This is a genomic window from Enterobacter sp. 241F3, assembly GCF_034106785.1.
GTDB lineage: Bacteria > Pseudomonadota > Gammaproteobacteria > Enterobacterales > Enterobacteriaceae > Enterobacter > Enterobacter vonholyi.
Window position 1 is genome coordinate 149,716 of the sequence record NZ_JAWNDD010000003.1, and the last position, 20,960, is coordinate 170,675.

General features: G+C 56.0%; 18 protein-coding genes. 11 read left to right on the forward strand and 7 right to left on the reverse strand.

The window, feature by feature from the left end:
* Nucleotides 1–30 precede the first annotated feature (30 nt).
* Genes tar through cheZ form a run of 6 tightly spaced genes read left to right on the forward strand, consistent with a single transcriptional unit; the run spans nucleotide 31 to nucleotide 6,338 of the window.
* Nucleotides 31–1,698: a methyl-accepting chemotaxis protein II gene (gene tar, locus UR504_RS11165; RefSeq protein WP_115875701.1), complete on the forward strand. Its 1,668-nt coding sequence runs from the start codon at nucleotides 31–33 to the stop codon at nucleotides 1,696–1,698.
* 44 nt (nucleotides 1,699–1,742) lie between these two features.
* Nucleotides 1,743–3,344: a methyl-accepting chemotaxis protein IV gene (tap, locus tag UR504_RS11170; protein WP_271369354.1), complete on the forward strand. Its 1,602-nt coding sequence runs from the start codon at nucleotides 1,743–1,745 to the stop codon at nucleotides 3,342–3,344.
* A 19-nt stretch (nucleotides 3,345–3,363) separates the two neighbouring features.
* Nucleotides 3,364–4,230, forward strand: coding sequence for a protein-glutamate O-methyltransferase CheR (gene cheR / locus UR504_RS11175; RefSeq protein ID WP_008500429.1), 867 nt, complete (start codon nucleotides 3,364–3,366; stop codon nucleotides 4,228–4,230).
* Nucleotides 4,227–5,276 (forward strand): protein-glutamate methylesterase/protein-glutamine glutaminase, encoded by a 1,050-nt coding sequence (locus tag UR504_RS11180; protein WP_008500430.1) that lies wholly within the window; start codon nucleotides 4,227–4,229, stop codon nucleotides 5,274–5,276. Before cheR ends, UR504_RS11180 begins: the two co-directional genes overlap by 4 nt.
* Before the next feature lie 17 nt (nucleotides 5,277–5,293).
* Nucleotides 5,294–5,683, forward strand: a complete 390-nt coding sequence (gene cheY / locus UR504_RS11185; protein ID WP_008500431.1) for a chemotaxis response regulator CheY — start codon at nucleotides 5,294–5,296, stop codon at nucleotides 5,681–5,683.
* A gap of 10 nt (nucleotides 5,684–5,693) precedes the next feature.
* A complete protein-coding gene (cheZ, locus tag UR504_RS11190; protein WP_111964828.1) occupies nucleotides 5,694–6,338 on the forward strand; it encodes a protein phosphatase CheZ in 645 nt (214 codons plus the stop codon).
* A gap of 48 nt (nucleotides 6,339–6,386) precedes the next feature.
* Here cheZ and UR504_RS11195 read toward each other — a convergent pair whose 3' ends face one another.
* The 4 genes from UR504_RS11195 to UR504_RS11210 form a co-directional block, all read right to left on the reverse strand.
* Nucleotides 6,387–7,553 (reverse strand): fimbrial protein, encoded by a 1,167-nt coding sequence (locus UR504_RS11195; protein WP_302235237.1) that lies wholly within the window; start codon nucleotides 7,551–7,553, stop codon nucleotides 6,387–6,389.
* Nucleotides 7,554–7,557: 4 nt separating this feature from the next.
* The gene (locus UR504_RS11200) at nucleotides 7,558–10,098 is read right to left on the reverse strand and encodes a fimbria/pilus outer membrane usher protein (RefSeq protein ID WP_302235238.1); all 2,541 of its coding nucleotides are present in this window, start codon (nucleotides 10,096–10,098) and stop codon (nucleotides 7,558–7,560) included.
* Nucleotides 10,099–10,107: 9 nt separating this feature from the next.
* Nucleotides 10,108–10,800, reverse strand: coding sequence for a molecular chaperone (locus UR504_RS11205; protein WP_271369343.1), 693 nt, complete (start codon nucleotides 10,798–10,800; stop codon nucleotides 10,108–10,110).
* A 135-nt stretch (nucleotides 10,801–10,935) separates the two neighbouring features.
* A complete protein-coding gene (locus UR504_RS11210) occupies nucleotides 10,936–11,553 on the reverse strand; it encodes a fimbrial protein (RefSeq protein WP_320739696.1) in 618 nt (205 codons plus the stop codon).
* 464 nt (nucleotides 11,554–12,017) lie between these two features.
* Between UR504_RS11210 and flhB the strand changes: the two genes are divergently transcribed.
* From flhB to flhE, 3 genes are read left to right on the forward strand one after another with little or no spacing between them, the layout of a single operon-like run.
* Complete coding sequence (gene flhB, locus UR504_RS11215) at nucleotides 12,018–13,166, forward strand: flagellar biosynthesis protein FlhB (protein ID WP_048992249.1); 1,149 nt, start codon at nucleotides 12,018–12,020, stop codon at nucleotides 13,164–13,166.
* On the forward strand, nucleotides 13,159–15,237 hold the full coding sequence (flhA, locus tag UR504_RS11220; RefSeq protein WP_111964827.1) for a flagellar biosynthesis protein FlhA: 2,079 nt from the start codon (nucleotides 13,159–13,161) through the stop codon (nucleotides 15,235–15,237). The genes flhB and flhA overlap by 8 nt, the downstream gene beginning before the upstream one ends.
* On the forward strand, nucleotides 15,237–15,629 hold the full coding sequence (flhE, locus tag UR504_RS11225) for a flagellar protein FlhE (RefSeq protein ID WP_111964826.1): 393 nt from the start codon (nucleotides 15,237–15,239) through the stop codon (nucleotides 15,627–15,629). Before flhA ends, flhE begins: the two co-directional genes overlap by 1 nt.
* A 56-nt stretch (nucleotides 15,630–15,685) precedes the next feature.
* Here the strand turns inward: flhE and argS are convergent, their stop codons facing one another.
* The gene (gene argS / locus UR504_RS11230) at nucleotides 15,686–17,419 is read right to left on the reverse strand and encodes an arginine--tRNA ligase (RefSeq protein WP_136195782.1); all 1,734 of its coding nucleotides are present in this window, start codon (nucleotides 17,417–17,419) and stop codon (nucleotides 15,686–15,688) included.
* Between the two features lie 239 nt (nucleotides 17,420–17,658).
* On the opposite strand from argS, the gene UR504_RS11235 reads away from it, so the two are divergent.
* Nucleotides 17,659–18,219, forward strand: a complete 561-nt coding sequence (locus tag UR504_RS11235; RefSeq protein WP_127731458.1) for a VOC family protein — start codon at nucleotides 17,659–17,661, stop codon at nucleotides 18,217–18,219.
* Between the two features lie 78 nt (nucleotides 18,220–18,297).
* Entirely contained in the window at nucleotides 18,298–19,041 is a 744-nt protein-coding gene (gene cutC / locus UR504_RS11240; RefSeq protein ID WP_133294693.1) for a copper homeostasis protein CutC, read from the forward strand.
* A 205-nt stretch (nucleotides 19,042–19,246) separates the two neighbouring features.
* Here the strand turns inward: cutC and cmoB are convergent, their stop codons facing one another.
* Complete coding sequence (gene cmoB, locus UR504_RS11245; protein ID WP_111964822.1) at nucleotides 19,247–20,218, reverse strand: tRNA 5-methoxyuridine(34)/uridine 5-oxyacetic acid(34) synthase CmoB; 972 nt, start codon at nucleotides 20,216–20,218, stop codon at nucleotides 19,247–19,249.
* A complete protein-coding gene (gene cmoA, locus UR504_RS11250) occupies nucleotides 20,215–20,958 on the reverse strand; it encodes a carboxy-S-adenosyl-L-methionine synthase CmoA (protein ID WP_111964821.1) in 744 nt (247 codons plus the stop codon). The genes cmoB and cmoA overlap by 4 nt, the downstream gene beginning before the upstream one ends.
* Nucleotides 20,959–20,960: the final 2 nt, after the last annotated feature.

A 20,960-nucleotide genomic window follows, 5' to 3' on the forward strand; every position in this document is an offset into this window, starting at 1 on the left:
ACCGTTAATAAATCTATGAGAAGGTGTTGTATGTTGAACCGTATCCGCGTTGTCACAATGCTCATGATGGTGCTGGTCATTTTCGCACTTCTTCAGCTCATCTCCGGCGGGCTTTTTTTCTCGTCATTAAAACAGAACCAGGACAGCTTCGCGGCCTCGAACGATCTCCGCCTGCAGCAGAGTGAACTCACGTCGACGTGGGATCTGATGCTGCAAACGCGTATCAACCTGAGCCGCTCGTCCGCGCGCATGATGATGGACCCTAACAATCAGCAGAGCAGCGCGAAAACCGATCTGTTGAAAAATGCCCGTGCCACCCTCGCTGACGCCGCGAAACATTACGACGCCTTCAAAAAGATCGCCCCGCAGCCTGCTATGGAGCAGGTGAGCCAGAATATCGATGAAAAATACAACGCCTACCATACCGGTCTGACAGAGCTCATTCAGTTCCTGGAGAGCGGAAATATGGACGCCTATTTCGCGCAGCCGACGCAGGGGATGCAAAACGCACTCGGCGCGGCGCTGGGGGAATACGCGAAGGCCAGTGGCGATCTCTATCACTCGGCCTTTACGGCAAGTCAGAATGACTACCGCTTTGCGAAATGGCAGATGGCCGTAATGGCGCTGGCGCTGGTCATCGTGCTGGTCGCGGTCTGGTACGGCATTCGCCATATTCTGCTGAATCCTCTTGGGCGCGTCATTGCCCACATTCGTGAAATTGCCGGAGGCGATCTGACTAAAACGCTGACCGTTTCCGGGCGCAATGAGATCACCGAGCTGGCAAACAGCGTTGACCATATGCAGCGTTCGTTAATCGAAACCGTCGCCAACGTGCGTAACGGGTCGGAGGCTATCTACACCGGCACCAGCGAAATTGCGATGGGGAATAACGATCTCTCATCCCGTACCGAACAGCAGGCTTCCGCCCTGGAAGAGACGGCCGCCAGCATGGAGCAGCTCACCGCGACCGTGAAGCAGAACGCCGATAACGCTCGCCAGGCGTCTCAGCTGGCAGAAAGCGCCTCCGAGACGGCGCAGCGCGGCGGACGCGTGGTGGATGGCGTGGTGAAAACCATGCACGAAATCGCCGATAGCTCGAAGAAAATCGCCGACATCATCAGCGTTATCGACGGCATTGCTTTCCAGACCAACATTCTGGCGCTGAACGCCGCCGTGGAAGCGGCGCGAGCGGGCGAACAGGGACGCGGTTTTGCCGTGGTGGCCGGGGAAGTGCGCAACCTGGCCAGCCGCAGCGCCAACGCGGCAAAAGAGATCAAGTCGCTGATTGAAGACTCTGTCTCCCGCGTGGATACCGGCTCCGTGCTGGTGGAAAGCGCCGGGGAGACCATGAATGACATCGTGAATGCCGTTACCCGCGTGACGGACATCATGGGGGAAATCGCCTCTGCGTCTGATGAGCAGAGTCGTGGTATCGACCAGGTTGCCCTGGCGGTATCGGAAATGGATCGCGTGACACAGCAAAACGCCGCGCTGGTGCAGGAGTCCGCTGCGGCGGCCGCTGCCCTGGAAGACCAGGCGAGCCGTCTGAAGATGGCCGTCTCGGCGTTTCGTCTCGCTTCACTCGCTGGAAACACGGTCACTCCGCAGGCGACGTACCGCGCGCCAGCCGCTGAACAGGCTGCACTCCGTACGCGTACCGCGACGACCGGACAAGATGAAAACTGGGAAACATTTTGACTGACAATTAAACCGCGGCTGCTTGCCGCTTGATGGGAGCGTGGATGTTAAATCGTATTCGTATCTCGACCACACTGTTTTTGATTCTGATCCTTTGCGGTGTGTTGCAGGTTGGCAGTAACGGGTTGTCTTTTTGGGCGTTTCGCGATGGCTATCAGAATTTGCAGGAAGTTGAGGCGAGTAATCAGCAGCGCTCCGCACTGGCACAAACGCGTGCCGTGCTGTTGCAGGCAAGCACTGCGCTGAACAAGGCGGGAACCTTAACCGCGCTGAGCTATCCGCCGGATGACATTAAAGCGCTGATGGCCACCGCGCGCGACAGCCTGAAACAGGCTGACGCACAGTTTAAAGCCTTTACGGCGCAGGCCGCCGACAGCGAGAAAGAGAAAGCGCTGAAGGCCGCCATGAAGACGAACTTTGAGCAGTGGTACAGCGATCTGGACCACCAGGCGACGTGGCTTGAGAACAACCAGCTGTCGGACTTTATGACCGCACCGGTCCAGGCGTCTCAGGCAGCGTTTGACGGCAGCTTCAACGCCTGGCAGCAGGATATTAACCAGTCTGTACAGCGTGCCGGTGACCAGAGCCGTCAAAGCTATCACATGTCGGGCGTCATCTTCGCCGTGGTGGTGATTCTGGCAGGGTTGCTGACCGGCGGGGCGCTGCTCTGGTCGCGCAGAATGATTGTGCAGCCGCTGGCGATCGTCAGCAGCCACTTCGACAGTATTGCAAAAGGCGACCTGGCGCGTCCGGTGGCGGTGTTCGGCAAAAACGAAATTTCGGCGATCTTTGCCAGCCTGAAGGCGATGCAGGGATCGCTGCGGGAAACGGTGAGCGACGTGCGGCAGGGTAGCCATGCCATGCACACCGGGATCTCAGAGATTGCGGCGGGTAACAACGATCTGTCGTCCCGCACCGAGCAGCAGGCGGCCTCGCTGGCGCAGACGGCGGCCAGCATGGAGCAGCTGACGGCGACCGTAAGCCAGAACGCCGATAACGCGCGTCAGGCGTCTGACCTGTCAAAACAGGCGGCGATGACGGCGAAGAAAGGCGGTGACCAGGCGTCCCATGTCGCCAGCACCATGCAGGAGATTGCCACCAGCTCGCAGAAAATTGGTGACATCATCAGCGTGATTGACGGCATCGCGTTCCAGACCAACATTCTGGCGCTGAATGCCGCTGTGGAAGCGGCGCGTGCCGGGGAGCAGGGGCGCGGGTTTGCGGTGGTGGCGGGTGAGGTGCGTAACCTGGCGAGCCGCAGCGCCAACGCAGCGAAAGAAATCAAGGTCCTGATCGAAGAGTCGGTCTCGCGCGTTCAGCAGGGCTCAACGCTTGTGGATACGGCGGCGAAAACCATGCACGAGATCGTCACCTCCGTGACGCGGGTTAACGACATTATGGGCGAAATTGCCTCGGCGTCGGATGAACAGCGTCGCGGCATTGAGCAGGTAGCCCAGGCGGTCAGCCAGATGGATCAGGTGACGCAACAGAACGCCTCGTTAGTTGAGGAAGCGGCAGCGGCAACCGATCAGCTGGCCAGCCAGGCGGATCGTCTGACCGGACTGGTCGCGGTATTTAATGTGAAAGAGCACGTTGAAGCAGTAACAGAAGTCGGGCGGTCGCAGGCCGTGCCAGTTGTATCCTGAATGTAATTAAGAAGGCGCTATGACATCACCAATGCCCCCTGGGCAAACGTCATTATTGTTGCAGATGACACAGCGCCTCGCGCTGTCCGACGCGCATTTTCGTCGGATATGTCAATTAATCTACCAGCGTGCGGGGATCGTGCTTGCGGATCATAAGCGGGACATGGTCTACAACCGTCTGGTGCGGCGCTTGCGTACGCTGGGGCTGGATGATTTTGGCCGCTATCTGAGCATGCTCGAGGCGAACCAGAACAGCGCCGAGTGGCAGGCTTTTATTAACTCGTTAACCACCAACCTGACGGCGTTTTTCCGTGAAGCTCACCACTTCCCGGTTCTGGCCGAGCATGCGCGCCGTCGCACCGGGGAGTATCGCGTCTGGAGTGCGGCCGCCTCGACGGGTGAAGAGCCGTACTCGCTGGCGATCACCCTTGCCGATACGCTGGGAATGGCGCCGGGACGCTGGAAGGTCTACGCCAGCGATATCGATACTGAAGTGCTGGAGAAGGCGCGTAACGGCGTTTATCGCCAGGATGAACTGAAAACGCTGTCGCCGCAGCAGCTGCAGCGTTATTTCATGCGCGGGACGGGCCCGCATGAAGGCCTGGTGCGCGTACGCCAGGAGCTGGCGAACTGCGTCGAATTCGCGCCCGTTAACCTGCTGGATAAGCAGTACAACGTGCCGGGGCCGTTCGACGCCATTTTTTGCCGTAACGTCATGATCTATTTTGATAAAACGACGCAACAGGACATTCTGCGTCGGTTTGTTCCGTTGCTCAAGCCTGACGGTTTACTGTTTGCCGGGCACTCGGAAAACTTCAGCAACCTCGTGCGTGAGTTTAGCCTGCGTGGGCAAACGGTATATGCGCTGAGTAAGGAAAAAGCATGAGTAAAATCAGGGTGTTGTCTGTCGATGATTCAGCGCTGATGCGTCAGATCATGACTGAAATTATCAATAGCCACAGCGACATGGAGATGGTGGCAACCGCGCCCGATCCGCTGGTAGCGCGGGATTTAATTAAAAAATATAACCCCGATGTGCTAACGCTGGATGTCGAGATGCCGCGCATGGATGGCATCGATTTCCTCGAAAAATTAATGCGGCTGCGGCCTATGCCGGTGGTGATGGTCTCCTCCCTGACCGGGAAAGGATCGGAAATCACCCTGCGCGCGCTGGAGCTGGGGGCGGTGGATTTTGTCACCAAGCCGCAGCTCGGCATTCGCGAAGGGATGCTGGCCTACAGCGAGATGATCGCCGAGAAGATCCGCACCGCGTCGCGTGCGAAGCTTGCCGCCCACACGCCGATGGCCGCGCCGGCGACCCTGAAGGCCGGTCCATTACTCAGCTCGGAAAAACTGCTGGTCATTGGGGCGTCAACCGGAGGAACAGAGGCAATTCGTCATGTACTCCAGCCATTGCCGCTTTCAAGTCCGGGTATTCTGATCACTCAGCATATGCCGCCAGGATTTACCCGTTCGTTCGCCGAACGCCTGAACAAGCTGTGCCAGATTAGCGTGAAAGAGGCGGAAGACGGCGAGCGCGTGCTCCCGGGGCATGCCTATATCGCGCCGGGCGACAAGCATATGGAGCTGGCGCGCAGCGGCGCTAACTATCAAATCAAAATTCATGACGGACCGCCGGTCAACCGGCACCGTCCGTCGGTGGATGTGCTGTTTCATTCGGTGGCGAAACATGCGGGGCGCAACGCCGTTGGGGTGATCCTGACGGGGATGGGCAACGACGGTGCCGCCGGAATGCTTGCAATGCACCAGGCTGGCGCCTGGACGATTGCGCAGAATGAAGCAAGTTGTGTGGTGTTCGGCATGCCGCGCGAGGCCATCAATATGGGTGGCGTGAGCGAAGTGGTCGATCTTAGCCAGGTAAGCCAGCAGATGCTGGCGAAAATCAGTGCCGGACAGGCAATACGTATTTGACTCAGGAGTATTATTTTATGGCGGATAAAGAGCTTAAGTTTTTGGTTGTGGATGACTTTTCCACCATGCGTCGCATCGTACGCAACCTGCTGAAAGAGCTGGGCTTCAACAACGTTGAAGAAGCAGAAGATGGCGTTGATGCGCTGAACAAACTGCAGGCTGGCGGGTTTGGTTTTGTTATCTCCGACTGGAACATGCCAAACATGGACGGTCTGGAACTGCTGAAAACCATTCGTGCCGATGCGGGAATGGCGTCTATGCCGGTTCTGATGGTCACTGCGGAAGCGAAAAAAGAGAACATCATTGCCGCTGCACAGGCGGGCGCAAGCGGCTATGTGGTGAAGCCATTCACCGCGGCAACCCTGGAAGAGAAGCTCGGTAAGATCTTCGAGAAACTCGGCATGTGAGGTGATGGAAATGTTGCAACCTGCTATGAAACCCGTTGAAGAACACTCGCCGAGCGATATCATCGTCCGCATCGGCAGCCTGACGCGCATGCTGCGTGACAGCCTGCGCGAGCTGGGTCTGGATCAGGCAATTGCCGAAGCGGCGGAAGCGATTCCTGATGCCCGCGATCGTCTGGACTATGTCGTGCAGATGACCGCTCAGGCCGCGGAACGTGCGCTGAACAGCGTTGAAGCATCACAGCCGCACCAGGATGCGATGGAAAAGGGGGCGAAAGCCCTGAGCAAACGCTGGGACGAGTGGTTTGAAAATCCTATCGAGCTGGCTGATGCCCGCGAGCTGGTGACGGATACTCGTCAGTACCTGGGCGATGTGCCGGGCCACACCAGCTTCACCAACGCCCAGCTGCTGGACATCATGATGGCGCAGGATTTCCAGGACCTGACCGGTCAGGTCATCAAGCGCATGATGGATGTTATCCAGGAGATTGAGCGTCAGCTGCTGATGGTTCTGCTGGAGAACATTCCGGAACCTGCAGCCCGTCCAAAACGTGAGAACGAAAGCCTGCTCAATGGCCCACAGCTCGACGCCACCAAGGCAGGCGTTGTGGCAAGCCAGGATCAGGTAGACGACCTGCTGGACAGCCTCGGCTTCTGATTGTTCTGATTACCCTCAGGCTGCGGCGTCAACCTGAGGGTATTTCGATTAGCGAAGATCCATCTTCACTGTCACGTTACCTTCAAAATGGCCCGGGGCAGGGGGGACATTAGTCGTGCCAACCGGCGCGGCCTGAATTTTGACCACTCCGTTTCCCTGCTCGTCCATTGTCACCGGAAACTCATAGGTACCATCCAGCGCGACGTTTTGACTGTTTTCATCATATACACGCACCCCGAGATCGTCCCTTTCCAGGAGTTTTGCAATGTACGGCGTACTGCTATCCGCCACGCCCTGATCTGCTGTGAGCGTAAGTTTTATCCGATCCGTGTTTCCCACTGCGTTATCATCACAATGATAGGCAATATCGACGTTTTTGAGGGCATATCGTTTTGGCGGTTGCCCCTTGCTGACGAATTGCTTGCTGACAATGCCGCCGAACTCAACCTCAATGGTGCTGCCTGCGTTGATGGTGCAGCTTAGCGGCGCAGAAAGCGTGCCGCTAAACCAGATATCAGAAACCTGGTCTGCCAGCCCGGGATCGCAGCTTCCCCCCGTGCCGAAATAAAGACAGGCATAGTTTTGCGCGACAATCATCGGAGGGATCACCTCCTGACCCAGGATGGGTTTTTTAATGTGGAGCATGATAGCAACGACGTTCCAGCGGAAATTACGTTTTATTGCAGCGGCATTGCTGGGCTGGGTGCTACTACTGCAAACGTTGGCATCTCCTTCCGTTTTGGCGAGTGCACTCTCGGTAGTGCTACGCATATTACCTCGGGTCGTCGGGTATTCATTGATAGCTAACGGGGTCAAAGAATTGCCGTCCGGAGAGTTGATTGCGTCAGCGTAGGCGGTGATATCGGCATCGATCTTTTCGGTCAAATAGCCGTAACCGTTTGTACCCGGACTCAGAGGGCTCCCGGCAAACGTTTTTTCATAGACCATGCTCGAAGAAAACATATTTCCGGGACAGTCGCAGTTGGCAACTATCACCGGGCCATTGCCGACCAGATGATTTGGCACATCATAGTCATGATTGGCAATATTTTCGCTGGACGAAAACTCATGATCGAACGAAGTGGTGTAGGTTTGCGGTGCACCGAAGCAGTTATGAAGTATAGTCACGGCACCCCTGCACGGGCTGGCTGTGGTTAGGCTCAATGCCGTGGCCAGGGAAGCCCAGACGGCCTGTTTTTTGAATATAGTTCTCATGTCCTTATTCCTGCTGACAAAGCTCGCTAACCGAGCGAATACCGTTAGGGCTTTCGGTTTGGTTAGTTGACTGTTGCGTAATGCTGGCGCGGCACTGTTGCCCTGTGCCGTTGCCCCATTTCACGGTGAGCTGTGCGGTCTCTCCAAGGCCTGCCAGATAGACGGTGCCGGTATCATCGACGATGCCGCTCATCACCGGGGCGCTACTGGTCGCGATAGCGCCGAACGGAACGGGGAGGCCGTTTGGACGCTTCAGGGTGACCAGCATCCTGTAGCCTGTGTGTGCGTCAAATCTGGCCAGCACCGCCGCGTTGCGCGAGGGAATCACGGTGATGGCGGTATCACTGCTGTCCACATTTTCCGGCAGGCTCGAGGTATCAATACGAATATTGTTCTCCTGATACGGAGTGAGCGATGGAATGACTGCGTTACCCTGCCAGTCGGTCTTAATACCACGCTGGTTCAGGAAACGGACGTCGGGCGCGTTGTTGGCGTTCACGATAGCAAACTGGCTGCCTAAAGGTTGAGTCAGCGTGACGCCCTGTGGATGGGCAACAATACCGCCGCTAATGCCATAGTTAAGCTGCTGAGTGTCATCGGTGGAGGTGTAATAGCCTGCGGTCAGGTTCGCGTATTGCGAGTGGTAGCTGCCATAGACGCTGCTGATATCATCCCCGTCGTGGTTGGAATGGCTCTGCTGTAACGAGTAGCTCAAACGCTCGTCGTCGAGCAGCGTGCCGCTGAGGCCCACGTTTTGCCGCGTATAGCCATTTTTAGTATTGCTGATGTTATAGCTACTCCAGGCGCGTGGTAGCCATCTGGCGAGAGGAATGCTAAATCCCAAAGAGACCATCCTGTCAGGCTCTTCGTCGTTGGTTTTGCTGTACGTATAGGCCATGTGATAACTCGTGCCGGCAACGACGGTATTAAATCCAACCGACAGGCTGCGCTCTTTTTTAGATGTGCCCCAATAATCCTGCTGATAACCGTTAAGATACAGACTCGCCCCAGCAACGCTTTGGCTGACGCTGCCCTGAATGCGGTTGCGTTTATTGTAACGAAACAGCAGATCGTCTTCGTGGCCTTCACGCTTTTGGTTGGCGTCAGCGAAGCTGTAATATCCGCGGCTGCTGTATCGGTAGCTGCCGAGGCTGAAGTTGGTATCGGTCGAATCCAGTTTACCGGTATAAAGCAAACGCCATGACTGGCCGGCATGCTGGCTCTTATCGTCTAGCCGGGTGTCGGCCATGGTAACGTCAGCCGACAGTGAGCCCAGCGGTCCGAGTGCCAGACCGGTACCTGTATTGGCTGCGTTATAGTCTTTCGAGAGCGTCAGCCCCCCAAACCAGGTGAGAAGATTATTTAAGCCGTAAATCATACTTCCCAGGAAGAAGTCGGGTTCCTTTTGGTCGCTCCCGCTTTCAGCACGATAACGGCCTGCCGTAATTTCGTACTTCATACGCCCAGGCCGCAGCATAACCGCGATACTGGAATAGGGCTGCGTAAAGTGATGCTCGGTGCCGTCAGCCTCTTTCACCGTAACGTCCAGATCGCCGCTGTTGGTAGTGGAGTAGAGATCGTTGATCTCGAACGCTCCCGGCGCGACATTTTGCTGATAGATGAGATAGCCATTCTGGCGCACCGAGACTTCCGCATTTGAACTGGCGTTGCCGCGTATGACAGGGGCATAGCCGCGTTGGCTATAGGGAAGCATCTCTTCATCCGACGCAAGGTTGACGCCTCGGTACTGTAAGCTATCAAATACATCGCCCCGCGTGTTGCTTTCTCCGGCTGTGAACTGCGCCTTGAGGGCGTCAACGTCATGCTGCAGGAAGGTATTGATGTTTTCCCACAGGTTTTCATTATCTGAATTGCTCCACGTTGAATAGTTGCGCGCTCTCCAGCCACCCAGGTTGGCGCCGGTGCGCAAATTCAGATACTGATTGGTGGCGCTACCGTCGCCGCTGCCCTTATTTATTGATCCTGAAAAAGCGTAGTCACTGAACAACACAGGGACACCATCGTCCCAGCGCGAGGGATCGATGTAATCGCGACCGGTACCACTTAGCGCGGCCTGAGGAATACTCAACGCTAATGTCATGGTGGAAAAATCAAGCCGCGCAGAGGCCTGGGGGATATAGTTGCCTATATCTTTAGGCAAAGCCTTATTGGCGGGTAATGTAAGCAAGGCGGGATAACGGTCAATAGCAATCCCCCATGTCCGCAGCATATCCGGGGTGAGCTGAGGTATCAGTGCCCCTTCCGAGGAGCTGACGTAAGCGATATTGGTGTTGCTCAGGCGGCGCTCGTTCACCTGCACTCGTGAAGAATAGGTGCCGGGTAGCTGAGCATTCGACTTTGAAAAGAGTGAAAGGTCGATATCCTGCCGGGCCAGCATATTCCCTTCAAGCGATGAGGGAGAAAAACGATACTCACGGGCCAGCGTCGAGACGCTTGCGAAGAGCAAAATACCGCCAAGGCAGCGAAGAAGCGGATTCGTTCTGAAGAGCCGCACGTATGACAAATCATTACGTCCTGTCATCATCGCCGTCTTTTAATCCTGCGCCAGGGTGGAGGTGTGTTTTTCGGAAGCGTTCCCGTAATCGGTTATACAGCGCCAGGTGACGCTAGTACTCTGTGCATTGGCAGGGAGAGGAATCTCAACGCGGGATTTAGGGGCAACCATGTCGGCCTTCTCCACTTTGTGCGTGCCCAAAGCAAGTGAATCAAAGACGCTGTAGAACGTCCCCGCATTGATAACAGTGAGCTGCTGACCATGACGAGCAAAGCGCAGGTTTTTGCAGGATTCAGAGGGGGTACCGCTGAGTCCGGCAGGGCGCCAGAACAGTTTCAGACGCGTTTTATAAATTAACCGTAGGACGTTTTTGTCATCCTCATCCGATGCCGTGGCAGGAACGGTTCGCACGTTCATATAGAACAGAGACTCTTTATCCCCGGGTAAGGTTGTTCCGTTCCAGCTAATGCGCAGGCTTTGCTCTTTTTGCGGATCGAGTCGAAAGAGCGGTGGTGTCACGATAAACGGTCCGTGCGTTTTGCCATCACCCGTATCTGTCCATGACTGTATTAACCATGGAAGCTCTTTATCATTATTTTGTAAGGGCAGGGCAACTTCCTTTTTTGTGGCATCGTAGATTATGCGTGTGCGGCCTATCTGAACACCAGATGCGTTACAAACGGTGCTCGCAATAACAGGAATACATAATAAGACCTGGAGTGATATGCGCATGGTGAAACCTTTAATAAAGGAGGTTGAGAGGAATTGATAATAGTCCGAATCCGGATTCGGACTATTATCAGTTCATGACTCCTTAAATGTCATGACGGCTAAATATATATATTGTGAATATTAGTAATGCGTCTGTTAACGGTAAAGAATATTTACTGTCATATCAGCATCTGCTGGACCGGCGGTAACCGCAGCTGCAAATGATTTATAGCGGGCATTAAAATCAGCCTTAATGGTATCTGAGGATTTTGACGCCAGTTCGATGTAGACCTGCCCTTCAGCGCCGTCCATCGTAATGAGTTTATCATCTTTACCCGCCAGGCTGACGGCAACGCCGATGCCGGTGGCCGCGGTATCGCCCTTAGTGGTAATTGTACTGACGTCGAGTAATGTTTTGGCCCCGGTCAGGGTTGTTGGGCCGTTAAAGGTCAACTGTACAGCTGGCAGCCCATCGCTTTTTAACGGGCAGTTTGCAAGCGTTACGGAAAACGGCACGAGTGAGGTTTCCGTCCCAATATCAGTAAATAGTGATACAGGATAGGTACCCAATGGGACTGTACTGTCCGTGTCATTGTCACCCTCAATCGTGCAGCTTGATTCGATAATTTCACCCGTGAAGTGAATAGCGCCGGCATTCATTTCTGCGGCGAAACCATTCATCGACAGTGTTGCAAGGGTTAAGCCCGCAAAAATATTCTTTTTGAAATCCATCTTAAATGTCCCTTTAATTAAAAAGAAATATCTGGCATACATTTTGCTTTCTGGTGAAAGGTAAATTATGTCGCATTAAATTATAACATTTAAATTTCTTCTGGTAAGGGAGTCACAAAGCTAATGTTAGAGAGATTAATCCATTTTTGGATTGTCTGTAGTAATGGCTTATATACTTTTAATTGCTCTGGATTATTGGATTTACATAGCTGCATCAATCCTGCAATACCTGGTGGATAAAATCGACTGCTATGTTAATTTTCTTTCTGAATATTTTTTTGAGTAAACGTTCTTTAAATCTGAGCTTAATTCCTTTTGTGATATGAAACGCATCATAAAAGCTGCTCTCTATTTGTTCAGTCATGACTTGCCCTCTCTTCGCTCACTCAAGGCGCGTAGGGCGGTCTTAAACTGGATAAAAAGACCCGGTTATAGGGGTTTTTCAGGCCATTGATGAAAGGCGGTGCTGGCATGATACCCGTGACATAATGGGCTGAGCATGCACTGTGGCAGAAGAGAACGACGACAAAACGGAAGCCCCCACACCCCACCGACTAGAAAAGGCGCGTGAGGAAGGGCAAATCCCCCGATCCCGAGAATTGACCTCCCTGCTGATCCTTATCGTAGGCGTGTGCATTATCTGGTGGGGGGGGGAGTCGCTCGCCCGCAAGCTGGCGGGAATGCTGTCAACCGGCTTACGTTTTGACCACAGCATGGTCAACGATCCGAATCTGATCCTCAGCCAGATTATTCAGCTTATTAAAGGGGCCATGGTCGCGCTGTTGCCCCTGATTACCGGGGTGGTGCTGGTCGCGCTGGTCTCGCCGGTGATGCTCGGCGGTCTGGTTTTTAGTGCCAAATCGCTGCAGCCGAAATTTTCCAAACTGAACCCGCTGCCGGGCATTGCGAAAATGTTCTCTGCTCAGACCGGGGCCGAGCTGCTCAAAGCCATTCTCAAATCGGTGCTGATGGGCAGTTCCGCGGGGTTTTACCTCTGGTACCACTGGCCGGAAATGATGCGTCTCATCAGCGAATCGCCTCTCACCGCGATGAGCAACGCGCTGAATCTGGTCGGGCTGTGCGCACTGCTGGTGGTGCTCAGCATTATCCCGATGGTGGGTTTTGACGTGATCTTCCAGCTTTATACCCACTTCAAAAAGCTGCGCATGTCACGCCAGGACATCCGTGACGAATATAAGCAGATGGAAGGTGACCCGCACGTTAAGGGGCGTATCCGCCAGATGCAGCGTGCCGCCGCCCGTCGCCGCATGATGGAAGATGTGCCGAAGGCCGACGTCATCGTCACCAACCCGACGCACTATTCCGTTGCGCTGCGCTATGACGAAAACAAAATGAGCGCGCCGAAAGTGGTGGCGAAAGGGGCAGGGCTGATCGCGCTGCGCATCCGGGAAATTGGCACGGAACACCGCGTGCCGATCCTGGAAGCCCCTCCGCTGGCGCGTGCCCTGTACCGCCATGCGGATATTGGACAACAGATCCCAGGACAACTCTACGCCGCCGTGGCGGAAGTGCTGGCCTGGGTATGGCAGTTGAAGCGCTGGCGTCTGGCCGGCGGTCAACGGCCTGTGAAACCTGAGAACCTTCCGGTGCCTGCCGCGCTGGATTTTATGAACGAGAAGGACACTGATGGCTAATCTGGTGGCAATGTTGCGCCTGCCCGGCAACCTGAAATCGACCCAATGGCAAATCCTTGCCGGGCCGATTCTGATCCTGCTAATTCTGTCGATGATGGTACTGCCGCTCCCGGCGTTCATCCTCGATCTGCTTTTCACTTTCAATATTGCGCTGTCCATTATGGTGCTGCTGGTGGCGATGTTCACCCAGCGTACCCTGGAGTTCGCCGCGTTCCCGACCATTCTGCTGTTTACCACCCTGCTGCGACTGGCGCTGAACGTGGCATCCACGCGTATCATCCTGATGGAAGGACACACCGGGGCGGCAGCGGCAGGTAAAGTGGTGGAAGCGTTCGGCCACTTCCTGGTGGGCGGCAATTTCGCTATCGGTATCGTGGTGTTCGTCATCCTCGTGATCATCAACTTTATGGTCATCACCAAAGGTGCAGGGCGTATTGCGGAAGTGGGCGCGCGCTTTGTGCTCGACGGGATGCCGGGCAAGCAGATGGCGATCGACGCCGACCTGAACGCCGGTCTTATCGCCGAAGATGAAGCCAAAAAACGCCGTGCGGAGGTGACGCAGGAGGCGGACTTCTACGGCTCCATGGACGGTGCGAGTAAGTTTGTGCGCGGTGATGCCATCGCTGGCATTCTGATCATGGTGATTAACGTGGTTGGCGGCCTGCTGGTGGGCGTGCTGCAGCATGGGATGGACATGGGCCACGCGGCGGAAAGCTATACGCTGCTGACCATCGGTGACGGTCTGGTCGCGCAGATCCCGGCGCTGGTTATCTCCACTGCGGCGGGTGTGATTGTGACCCGCGTGAGCACCGATCAGGACGTTGGCGAGCAGATGGTGGGCCAGCTGTTCAGCAACCCGCGCGTGATGCTGCTGGCCGCTGCGGTTCTCGGGTTGCTCGGCCTGGTGCCGGGGATGCCAAACCTCGTCTTCCTGCTGTTTACGGCGGGGCTGCTGGGGCTTGCGTGGTGGATGCGTGGCCGTGAAACCAAACCGGCAGCGGAACCTGTTCAGGTCAAAATGCCGGAGAATACCCAGGCCGTCGAAGCGACCTGGAACGACGTTCAGCTGGAAGATTCCCTGGGAATGGAAGTCGGGTATCGCCTGATCCCGATGGTCGATTTCCAGCAGGACGGCGAGCTGCTCGGCCGTATCCGCAGTATCCGTAAAAAATTCGCGCAGGATATGGGCTTCCTGCCGCCGGTGGTACACATCCGCGACAATATGGACCTGCCGCCCGCGCGCTATCGCATCCTGATGAAAGGTGTCGAAATTGGCAGCGGTGATGCCTATCCGGGCCGCTGGCTGGCGATTAACCCCGGCACCGCCGCAGGCACGCTGCCGGGCGAGCAAACTATCGATCCGGCCTTTGGCCTGGCCGCTATCTGGATTGAAAGCGCCCTGAAAGAGCAGGCGCAGATCCAGGGGTATACGGTTGTTGAAGCCAGTACCGTGGTGGCGACCCATCTTAATCACCTGATTGGGCAATTCTCGGCGGAGCTGTTTGGCCGTCAGGAAGCGCAGCAGCTGCTGGACCGCGTCACGCAGGAGATGCCGAAGCTGACGGAAGATCTGGTCCCGGGCGTGCTGACCTTAACCACGCTGCACAAGGTGCTGCAAAACCTGCTCGACGAGAAGGTGCCGATCCGCGATATGCGCACCATTCTGGAAACCCTTGCCGAACACGCGCCGATACAAAGCGATCCGCACGAGCTGACGGCGGTGGTGCGCGTGGCGCTGGGACGCGCCATTACACAGCAGTGGTTCCCGGGAACCGGGGAAGTGCAGGTGATCGGCCTCGATACGCCGCTTGAGCGTCTGCTGCTGCAGGCTCTGCAGGGCGGAGGCGGTCTGGAGCCGGGCCTGGCGGACCGTCTGCTGGCGCAAACGCAGGAGGCGCTGGCGCGTCAGGAGATGCTCGGCGCGCCGCCGGTGCTGCTGGTGAACCACGCGCTGCGTCCGCTGCTGTCCCGCTTCCTGCGTCGTAGCCTGAACCAGCTGGTCGTGCTGTCGAATCTGGAGCTGTCGGATAACCGTCATATCCGCATGACCGCGACGATTGGAGGAAAATAATGCGTAAATGGCTTTGGATGTTGCTCTTCCCGCTGGCGGCGCAGGCTGCCGGGGGGGGCACCTGGCAGGCGAGCAGCATGGGGGTGACCCTCAGCAATCGCGGTGTTGCTATGTCGTCTAACCCGCTGGCGCCTTCAGAAGAGGTCTCCGGTCAGATGGGCCTTGTGGTCTGGAATTACCGGCTGATTGGCCCTACGCCAGCGGGCTTGCGGGTGCGCCTCTGCTCTCAGACGCGCTGTACCGAAATCGACGGCGAAAATGGGACAACGCAGGCGTTCAACGGCGTACCGGCTATTGAACCTTTGCGTTTCATCTGGGAAGTGCCGGGTGGGGGGCGTTTGATTCCGGCGCTGAAGGTGCAAAGCAATTCCGTCATCGTGAACTATCGCTGACGGTTGGATTACCAGGACTGCAAAAACAAAACCCGGCGATTGCCGGGTTTTTTGTATTACATGCGTTCTACGGTTTCGATACCCAGGGTATCCAGACCCAGCTTCAGGGTCTTCGCCGTTAGCTGCGCCAGCTTCAGGCGGCTGTTGCGAACCGATTCGTTTTCCGCAGACAGAATAGGGCAGTGCTCGTAGAAGCCGGAGAACAGACCCGCCAGGTCGTACAGGTAAGCACACATTACGTGCGGCGTGCCGTCACGCGCGACAACCGTCAGCGTCTCTTCGAACTGCAGCAGACGCGCCGCCAGCTGTGCTTCACGATCTTCAGTGATGGTCACGGTGGCAGTCGCCAGCACGCTTTCGTCGATACTGGCTTTACGGAATACCGAGAGCACGCGGGTGTAGGCGTACTGCATGTATGGCGCCGTGTTACCTTCAAACGCCAGCATGTTATCCCAGTCGAAGATATAGTCGGTGGTACGGTTCTTGGAGAGATCCGCGTATTTCACCGCACCGATACCCACGGCGTTGGCCAGTTTTTCCAGCTCGTCGGCCGGCATGTCCGGGTTCTTCTCGGCCACCAGACGACGAGCGCGTTCCAGCGCTTCGTCCAGCAGGTCAGACAGTTTCACGGTTCCGCCCGCGCGGGTTTTGAACGGCTTGCCGTCTTTACCCAGCATCATGCCGAACATGTGGTGTTCCAGCGGAACGCTGTCCGGCACGTAACCGGCTTTACGCACGATCGTCCACGCCTGCATCAGGTGCTGGTGCTGACGGGAGTCGATGTAGTACAGCACGCGGTCGGCATGCAGCGTTTCGTAACGGTATTTCGCGCAGGCAATGTCGGTCGTAGTGTAGAGATAGCCGCCATCCTTTTTCTGGATGATCACGCCCATCGGTTCACCTTCCTTGTTTTTGTACTCATCAAGGAACACAACCGTTGCGCCTTCGCTCTCCACCGCCAGGTTTTTCGCTTTCAGGTCAGCCACAATGCCGGGCAGCATCGGGTTGTACAGGCTTTCACCCATTACGTCATCGCGGGTCAGGGTGACGTTCAGACGGTTATAAGTCAGCTGGTTCTGGGACATGGTGATGTCAACCAGCTTGCGCCACATTTCGAGGAAGTATTGATCGCCGCCCTGCAGTTTAACCACGTAACTACGCGCACGTTCGGCAAAAGCTTCGTCTTCGTCGTAGTGTTTTTTGGCTTCGCGATAGAACCCTTCCAGGTCCGCCAGCGCCATTTCACCCGCGTTTTCCTGCTGCTGTTTTTCCAGGTAAGCAATCAGCATGCCGAACTGGGTGCCCCAGTCGCCCACGTGGTTCGCGCGGATCACCTTGTGACCGAGGAACTCGAGCGTGCGCACTGCGGCATCACCGATGATGGTGGAGCGCAGGTGGCCAACGTGCATCTCTTTCGCCACGTTCGGCGCAGAATAGTCGATCACGACGGTCTGCGCTTCCGGCTGGGACACTCCCAGACGATCGGATTTCAGCGCCGCGTCAACGTGGCTTGCCAGGAATGCAGGCTCAAGGAAGATGTTGATAAAGCCCGGACCGGCGATTTCGGTTTTGCTGGCAATGCCGGAAAGATCCAGATGCGTCAGTACCTGCTCAGCGAGCTGTCGCGGCGGCATGCCCAGTTTTTTAGCCACTGCCATCACGCCATTAGCCTGATAGTCGCCAAACTGTACTTTTGCTGACTGACGAACCTGCGGTTCGCAATCCGCAGGGGCACCTGCGGCAATCAGTGCCTGACTGACTTTTTCGGAGAGAAGAGCCTGAATATTCACCTGGATACCTTACGTTTTTGATGCGGGCTTACAACCGCCCGCGCCAGTTAAAGAATTTAGGGCGGGAGTATACTGCAAATGCCTTCTGACGTCAGCAGTGCGGGGCCTGAAGATTGCTCAGAATCCAGGCAGTGAAGGTGTGCATAATCATGCAGTCGCAAAAAGCCGGTTTCTGAGGTTGGTCAAAACAGGGCAACAGAGTAAATTAGCGGCTTTGCGACATGAAAAGAGAATGACTTATGGCGAACTGGCAATCCATTGACGAACTGCATGATATTTCCGCAGATTTACCGCGCTTCACCCAGGCGTTCACAGAACTTGCCACCCGTCTGGGTTTGGATATTGCGCCGCTTGAGGCCGATCATATCTCTTTGCGCTGTCATCAGAATGCCACCGCCGAGCGCTGGCGTCGCGGGTTCGAACAGTGCGGCGAGTTACTGTCCGAGAATATCATTAATGGCCGCCCCATTTGCCTGTTCAAACTGCATGAGCCGGTGAACGTGGCGCACTGGCAGTTCAGCGTGGTTGAACTGCCGTGGCCGGGCGAGAAACGCTATCCGCACGAAGGCTGGGAACATATCGAGATTGTCCTGCCGGGTGAGCCGGAGACGTTAAACGCGCGCGCGCTGGCCCTGTTAGCGGACGAAGGCTTAAGCCAGCCGGGAATTTTTGTGAAGACCAGTTCTCCCAAAGGCGAGCGCGAGCGGTTACCTAACCCGACGCTGGCCGTTACTGACGGACAGGTTACGGTGAAGTTTCATCCGTGGACCATTGAGCAGATCGTTGCCAGTGAAGCATAAGAGATGTGAGTTCACGCCGGGACCGAAAACGAACGGTGTGTCATGATGTTTCGCTTAGTGGAATTTCAGGAGGATTAAATGGCGCTGCTGGAGATTTGTTGTTACAGCGTGGAGTGTGCAGTGACCGCGCAAAAGCACGGGGCTGACCGCATTGAACTGTGCGCGGCGCCCAAGGAGGGCGGGTTGACGCCGTCTTACGGCGTGTTGAAGTCAGCCCGTCAGGCCGTCACTATTCCCGTTCACCCAATTATTCGTCCGCGCGGCGGTGATTTTTGTTACACGGCGGGCGAGTTCAGTGCCATGCTTGATGATATCGCCCTCGTTCGGGACCTGGGGTTTTCAGGGCTGGTGACCGGGCTGCTGGATGAAGACGGCAATATCGATATACCGCGTATGCGTCAGATTATGAGCGCCGCGCAGGGGATGTCCGTCACTTTTCATCGCGCATTTGATATGTGTAAAGATCCGCTTCAGGCCTTTGAAATGCTTGGAGAACTTGGCGTGGCGCGCATCCTGACATCGGGTCAGCAGGCGTCAGCTGAAAAAGGACTGCAATTAATTACGGAACTAAAAGCACATTCTGGTGTTCCAATAATAATGGCGGGTGCGGGAGTCCGCGCCAGCAATCTGGAACGGTTTTTAAACGCCGGGGTAGAAGAGCTGCACAGCTCCGCGGGGAAATGGATACCTTCGCCCATGCGTTATCGCAATACAGGATTGTCAATGTCGACGGATGCTGAAGCGGATGAGTATTCACGCTATGGCGTAGAGGGAGAGTCGGTTGCGGAAATGAAGTCGCTGATTGAGCGCCATCACGTGTAGCAACGTACCGATTTTTACCGCGCATCATGTCGCCCAATATGATGCTTGCTTGTACCAGGCCCCTGCCAATTACACAGGGGCCTTTTTTTCTCCTTCATATTTCAAGCCGCAGCTGCGTTGGCTGCCTCGCTGCAACTTGAACTATTTCGGAGAAAACGTGCTACGAGTAGGCCGGGTAAGGCGCAGCCGCCACCCGACTAAAAGACTACGGCTTAGTCGCTATTAACACCGCACGCATCGGGGCCGGATAGCCTTCGATGGTCTTGCTGTGATCGGTTGGGTCGAGGAATTGCTCCAGCGATTCGGTGATCATCCAGTCGGTGCGGCGCTGCTCTTCGATTGAGGTCACGCTGACATCGGCAATCCGCACATCCACAAACCCGCATTTCTCCAGCCAGTTCTTTAGCGCCAGCGCGGAAGGGATGAAGTAAACGTTGCGCATCTGCGCGTAACGATCGCCCGGCACCAGAACGGCGTGTTCATCGCCTTCAATCACCAGCGTTTCGAGCACCAGCTCGCCGCCGCTGACCAGCTGATCTTTCAATTGCCACAGGTGTTCAAGCGGGGAGCGGCGGTGATAAAGTACGCCCATGGAGAACACGGTATCAAACGCTTTCAGAGCTGGCAGCTGCTCAATGCCCAGCGGCAGCAGGTGCGCGCGCTGATCGTTACCCAGCAGCTTACGTACCGCTTCAAACTGGCACAGGAACAGCTGCATCGGGTCAATACCTACCGCCAGATGCGCGCCCGCGCCAATCATGCGCCACATGTGGTAACCGCTGCCGCAGCCCACGTCCAGAATGGTGCGCCCGGTCAGGTCGGAAAGGTGGGGCAGAACGCGATCCCATTTCCAGTCAGAGCGCCATTCGGTATTGATGTTCACGCCGTAAAGTGAAAACGGCCCTTTGCGCCACGGCATCAGGTTACGCATCAGCGTTTCGATGCGGTTGATCTGCCCTGGCGGAAGCGGTTCTTCACTCTCTGCGGTGACGCTGTGCAGAAGGTCCAGACGATGCGGGGTCAGTTCGGGCAGAAACTCCACTGCATTTGACCACTGCTTTAACAGGCCGTGCTGCTGGTCCCGCTGCCAGGCGGCAATCTGCGCGGGCAAGGTTTCCAGCCAGTGGGAGAGCTGGTTTTTGGCAATCAGCTGATAGAAGTTACTGAACTCGATCATGCCGGTTTCCCCGCTTTCAGCGCTACCAGCGAACCAAAGTTAAAGCACTGGAACCACAGTTCGCTGTGCTCAAAACCGGCTTTGCTCAGACGCGCTTTATGGGTTTCTACGGAATCCGTCAGCATCACGTTTTCGAGCATGCTGCGCTTCTGGCTGATCTCCAGCTCGCTGTAGCCGTTCGCCCGTTTGAAATCGTGGTGCATATTGAACAGCAGCTCGCCAACCTCGGCATCTTCGAAGCTGAATTTCTCCGAGAGCACCAGCGCGCCGCCAGGATTCAGCCCCTGATAAATTTTGTCCAGCAGCAGCTGGCGGTCTTCCGGTACCAGGAACTGAAGCGTGAAATTCAGCACCACCATCGACGCGTTATTAATCTCAATCTCGCGGATATCACCTTCCACCACGTCTACCGGAACAGGAGCTTTGTACGCGTCAATATGGCGACGGCAGCGCTCAACCATGGCCGGGGAGTTATCGACGGCAATAATGCGGCAGCCTTCGTGGTGAACGTTACGACGAACCGACAGCGTTGCCGCGCCGAGCGAGCAGCCCAGGTCATAGACCTGCGTGCCGGGTTGAACGAAGCGCTCAGCCAGCATGCCGATCATAGAGATAATATTGGAATAACCGGGAACAGAGCGCTGGATCATATCCGGGAAGACTTCGGCTACCCGTTCATCGAAGGTCCAGTCGCCCAGGCTGGCGATAGGCGCGGAAAAAAGCGTGTCGCGATCTGACATAA